The organism is Aetokthonos hydrillicola CCALA 1050, from assembly GCF_017591665.1.
GTDB lineage: Bacteria > Cyanobacteriota > Cyanobacteriia > Cyanobacteriales > Nostocaceae > Aetokthonos > Aetokthonos hydrillicola.
Genome location: NZ_JAAKGC010000131.1, coordinates 7888 through 12715 on the forward strand (window position 1 = coordinate 7888; position 4828 = coordinate 12715).

The 4828-nt window shown below is 38.7% G+C and carries 4 protein-coding genes; 1 reads left to right on the forward strand and 3 read right to left on the reverse strand.

The window, feature by feature from the left end; genetic code table 11:
• A partial coding sequence (locus G4P69_RS32715) for a replication protein RepA (protein WP_208353980.1) occupies positions 1–672 on the forward strand: 672 nt, incomplete at its 5' end.
• A gap of 827 nt (positions 673–1499) precedes the next feature.
• Here G4P69_RS32715 and G4P69_RS32720 read toward each other — a convergent pair.
• From G4P69_RS32720 to G4P69_RS32730, 3 genes are read right to left on the reverse strand one after another with little or no spacing between them, the layout of a single operon-like run.
• On the reverse strand, positions 1500–2840 hold the full coding sequence (locus G4P69_RS32720; protein WP_208344504.1) for a type IV secretion system DNA-binding domain-containing protein: 1341 nt from the start codon (positions 2838–2840) through the stop codon (positions 1500–1502).
• A 40-nt stretch (positions 2841–2880) separates the two neighbouring features.
• Positions 2881–3597: a DUF6753 family protein gene (locus G4P69_RS32725; RefSeq protein ID WP_208344503.1), complete on the reverse strand. Its 717-nt coding sequence runs from the start codon at positions 3595–3597 to the stop codon at positions 2881–2883.
• Position 3598: 1 nt separating this feature from the next.
• Positions 3599–4318, reverse strand: a complete 720-nt coding sequence (locus G4P69_RS32730; RefSeq protein ID WP_208353989.1) for a P-loop NTPase family protein — start codon at positions 4316–4318, stop codon at positions 3599–3601.
• Between the last annotated feature and the right edge of the window lie 510 nt (positions 4319–4828).

A 4828-nucleotide genomic window follows, 5' to 3' on the forward strand; every position in this document is an offset into this window, starting at 1 on the left:
AAATACGAGTCGCGTGTAGATATGCTGGTTGCACCAAAAACTCATCTTTGGTGGAGCGATCGCCATGCCTCACACCCGTTTGAGCAAGGAAGTTGGGTAGAATTAGGCGAAGAATTCTTCAACGCGATTACAGATAACCCAATCCCGTTAGATTATCGCAGTATACAGGCCTTAAAAAATTCTCCTTTGGCGATCGACACTTACTGCTGGGCAACTCTACGGGCGTATGCGGCACAACAAAAGGATCAACCACAATTTGTTGCATGGGAATCGCTGCATTCCCAAATGGGGGGTGATTACAGTAACATTTGGAATTTTCAGCAGAAATTGAAAAAGGCACTTGAAAAAGTTAAGTTAGTTTATCCATGGTTCGTATTTGAGTATACCAAGGGCGGAATTACAATAATGCCTTGTGTTCCATCAGTGGCCCGCAAACCTAAATTAGAATCTGTGAAAGCGAGTTCTATAAATATAGTACAAAAGGAAAAAATTCACATTTCGGCAGACGCATTTTCTGAAGCTACCCTTATAATTGCAAATGCCGGTACAGGATGGTGTAAATACGCACTACAACAACAATTTATTGAATACGCTAATAAGCGCGGGAAACCCCGAGATATTGACAAAGCCTTCTTAGGGTTTGTTTCCAAAAAAGTTAAGAAAAAACCTTAATCGTTAACAATTCTTTTATCTTTATCTCAGAAGGTGGGGTCTCCCACCTTTTTTGTATTGAATAAACGAAACATGAGGGCGATCGCTGATGAAATGGTAGAGTCAGCACAAACCAGATGGTGGACTGCTACTGATGAAACGGTAGAGACCTCGCTGATGAAATGGTAAAGTATTCTCTGATGAAACGGTAGAGACCTCGCTGATGAAATGGTAAAGTATTCTCTGATGAAACGGTAGAGACCTCGCTGATGAAATGGTAGAGGATTTCATCTTCAAATCAGCCTAGCACCTAGCTTTTACACTTCTATACACAACACATATACGTTGATATAGTTAACATATTTTGTTATATGACACACCACTATTATAAAAAATCAATTTATTAAAACACTATAACTTGAAATAAGGCTAACAATAAGAAGATAGTATTCGGTCAAATGAGATTACTCTCCCTTCTTCACTAAAAAATTCTAGCCGGTATAATCAAACCAAATTTATCCATAAAAAATAAAACGACAAATTAGCGTAAATTAAGCCCTCTCAAGAGGGTAAACAAGGATAGGCTACTACCCTACCTGAGCGTCTCCACTACCCCCTCTCCTGACCCTCTAGCGGGCTAAATAAGGCTATTCAAAACTTGGGGGTGGGCAGTACATTCTCCTATATCTTGATACTTCCACTTTAATGTATCAATAATAAAACAAGACAATTGTTAAACAACTTATAGTTATTTAATGCTTTAGGAGGGGAGGTAATACCAAAGGGAGGCTCACCCCTACGAGTACAGAAGCTCCATCCGTCTTATCGGTGGGGTAGTTTACTCCGCCCTAAAATTTTTGTTCCCCAATAGGCAACCAATCGAGATTGAGACGTGTGCGATCGCTCTCATTCCAGGGCTGCAAAATTTCTTGAGATTGGGTTCGTGTTCTTATAGTACCCTGACTTGATTTATTGTGTTCTTTCAACTTTTGAATTTTTTTGTATGAATAGACATTTCTATAAACTTCACGACCGCGATAAATCCCCCGAATAGGCTTGTCTTCCATGAATTGAAACTCATTTGCCATCTGCAAAATTTCTTTCTTATACTGGTAATCATTTAACAATTTACCAGCTATCCATTCAGCGAATCCATCATACGCTGCTCCCAAAACAGCTAGATAATAACTGTTAGCTATAATCCTCTGTGCATGAGTTTTTGATAGGTTATTCCAATCCAGTATGTTTTGTTCCACTCCTGTAATGACGCTTGTTCTGTATTGTCTAGCTGTAACAATGAAATCTGCAAGTATGTCCGTGTTGATTGATAAAAGGTCTTGCACTATGACAAAGTTTGTTTTTGCACTTTCTGAAGCTTGGGCAAGAATTGAGTTTAATGCTGCTTCCCATATCACACAATCTAGAACAGAGTAAGAGGAACAATATTCAACAAAGTTACTGCATAAGGTTATGATTCCCCCATCTTTAAGCCAGCCTTTCAAGCTCAGCTTATGTTCTGCAGTTTCCCATTGGCTAGCTACGCTGGTAAATTTATTTAGATCAGCTTCAAGTAGGTATTGAATTGTTTTTAGGTCATACCCATTTAAAAAGGAGAATGGATTTATTTTTTCACTTAAGCCCGGAAGTTTATCAAGAAACTTCTGAAAAGTATGAGCAGCGTGAAAAACTAAAAGCAGATCCCTCAACGTCCAGAAATTTCCCGAACAATCAATGAATAAGTTAATTACTTCAGTAAGGATCTTAATTTTTAAGTCATTCCATAAAATATTTATACCCCCAGGCTTGAAATCAATTAACCGTCTCGCCAACCATTCCGAATCCTTGTAGCTAACAATGTCCTTGCTAAGGTCCCAAGCCGTTAATTCTCCTTTCCAATTACTTTGAGCATGTGAAGGGTTAAAGTTGTAAACAGTCTGGTCGAAAAAATTTTCGTGTGATTCGACGTAAGTGTAATTTATCAAAAGACCGTTCACTAGTTTCTGCTTAGCAAGTTTTGATAATTGGTTAATCATGTCGTTGACTAAAATATGTTTCTTTAGTCCACAACCTGATCCAATAATTGAAAAATGCTTTTGAGCCTCTTCAAATGAAATATTTTTTCTGCCAAACTCGACGAAGTTGCTTCTTGAAGATTTGTTAAAAATTTTGGAATAAATTTGATGCCACATATTTTTGACAACCAATTATTTAAACGAAAAAACATTAAGACTAGAATTGTTTACATTCCGGACTATATTTAGGCTTTCTACCTGAAGCACACTCAGCTTTGATTACACGCTGAAGAATCCAACTAACCCGCTTGTTGGTGTCCATAGATTGCTCGGTTAGACGCCAATTGCAGAAAACTAACCCTACCCCGATAATTAGAGTGAAGAACATTCCCCAACCAGTGCCGGTAGTATTACCGTTCGATTTTGGGTTCATGCTGCTGAGTTTTTGGCTGATGCGATCGCTCTGCTGTTGAATTTGATCGCTCAGATTTTTGTAAGAGTTGTTCGCTTCCAAGGAGGATCTGTGATATTCCCGAGCTAATTGATTTAATTCGCTCGTGAGTTGTTGTGAGTATTGCGTTAAATTGCTTAACGCCACTACTAATTGCTGCAAGCTTTTCGCTAAGGCGTCCTCGTTCTGAGCTTTGAGGACTAAACCGTTGATTATTTGAAGATTTTGGTCTCCCCACTCGCAAAGATCTCCCTGAAAACTAAAAAATAATTCTTGCCACTGGTCCGGGGCTTCGGAAACCAGTTTCTGCAAATCAAAAATTAATGCTTGAAGACCACCAACTGCAATGAATATAAGCCAGAACTCGTCATCAGGTTTTATGCCCAGCTTCATAGCAAATTCAAGAGCCCTTTTTTGCTGATCAGGGCTAAAGTCTTTCATGGCCAAAGAAAGAATATCATTACTCTTACCGTTATTAGCCATACTATTGATACACTCCTGCTTCATCAAAAGCTGCCCAACTTTTTTGTAGATAAGTTTGAATGCGGCGCTTATTAATGGGGTCATTCTTGTAATGTTCCAGCGCCTCACCAAAGGTCCAGCACATAGCATCCATTTGTTGACGAATGCGATCGCCGAAAAATTCAGGTAATTCAATGACAGGGACAGAGTACTTCTGAATTAACTTATTAAGTTCCGGGTTATTGTCGAACTCATCCCAATTTTTGGTCTTACCCAGGTTTTTAACGACGACATATTTAAGGTTATCGCGGAAAATCTGCATGGTCTTGATTGTCAATTCTTGGGAATTGAGCGTCCCGTCACTAACCAGCCATATATATATAGTTACCCCAAACTCCTGGCAGAGTTCTATGATGTTGTTATTTGCTATCCACCCCTTTAAGGGTATCAAGCTATTAGCTGGCAGATTGGCTATAACTCTGGATGTGAGAGCGGCATTAAATAGCTCATTACTGGCATCTTGCATGTCAGGTGATTCGGAAAGAATAGCCAAGTTACAACCTGAAGATGATTTCCCGTAGGATTGGTGTACGTCTGGTTTGGTGCGATCGCACTCCCAGAGACTGAAGGGAATCCCTCGTTGAATATGCATCTCAGCTAAGGTCTTGGTTATTTTGGACTTCCCTACACCCCCAGCCTCTCCCCCTATGAAAATGATTTCTGATAATTGGGTTGGTGACATTTCTGGTATTTTAGACAAATTTCATGCAGACTTTAGTCCGCTACAATGATTATAGCCTTACTCAGAGGTTTTAACTTTAAACCAAAAGGCTTTTTTAAATTGAATTTTACTTGAATATAAACGCGTAAAAATTAAATATTAATCGAATCGGCTAAATAAAGAAATTTGACAAACTAAAAATAGTTAGTCTACAATCTAATACATAAGCGCTGACTTGCTGAACCAATACTAGACCTGCCCGAATCTAACCAAACATTTGTGGCAAGGAGATAGTTTACCTTTGCGCGCAAATCATTCTCGATAAAGCGATGCTCAACTGGGCTTAAGAATGAATTTGCATATTACAAGTCTTTGATAAGTACAAAAAAATTAGGAGAAACTAATGTCTTATACACAACCATTATCAGTTTTTCATCCAGGGCTTTTAGTAAAGTTTTCCTCCAATACTCATTAACATCACAGATGGAGAACCTAATAATCAAACTTTAGCAAGAGAAAACGCTCTGAAAT

Bases quoted from the DNA above. Each gene is read 5' to 3' on its own strand.
- G4P69_RS32730 (WP_208353989.1), bottom strand. From the start codon at position 4,318: ATGTCACCAACCCAATTATCAGAAATCATTTTCATAGGGGGAGAGGCT.
- G4P69_RS32725 (WP_208344503.1), bottom strand. From the start codon at position 3,597: ATGGCTAATAACGGTAAGAGTAATGATATTCTTTCTTTGGCCATGAAA.
- G4P69_RS32720 (WP_208344504.1), bottom strand. From the start codon at position 2,840: ATGTGGCATCAAATTTATTCCAAAATTTTTAACAAATCTTCAAGAAGC.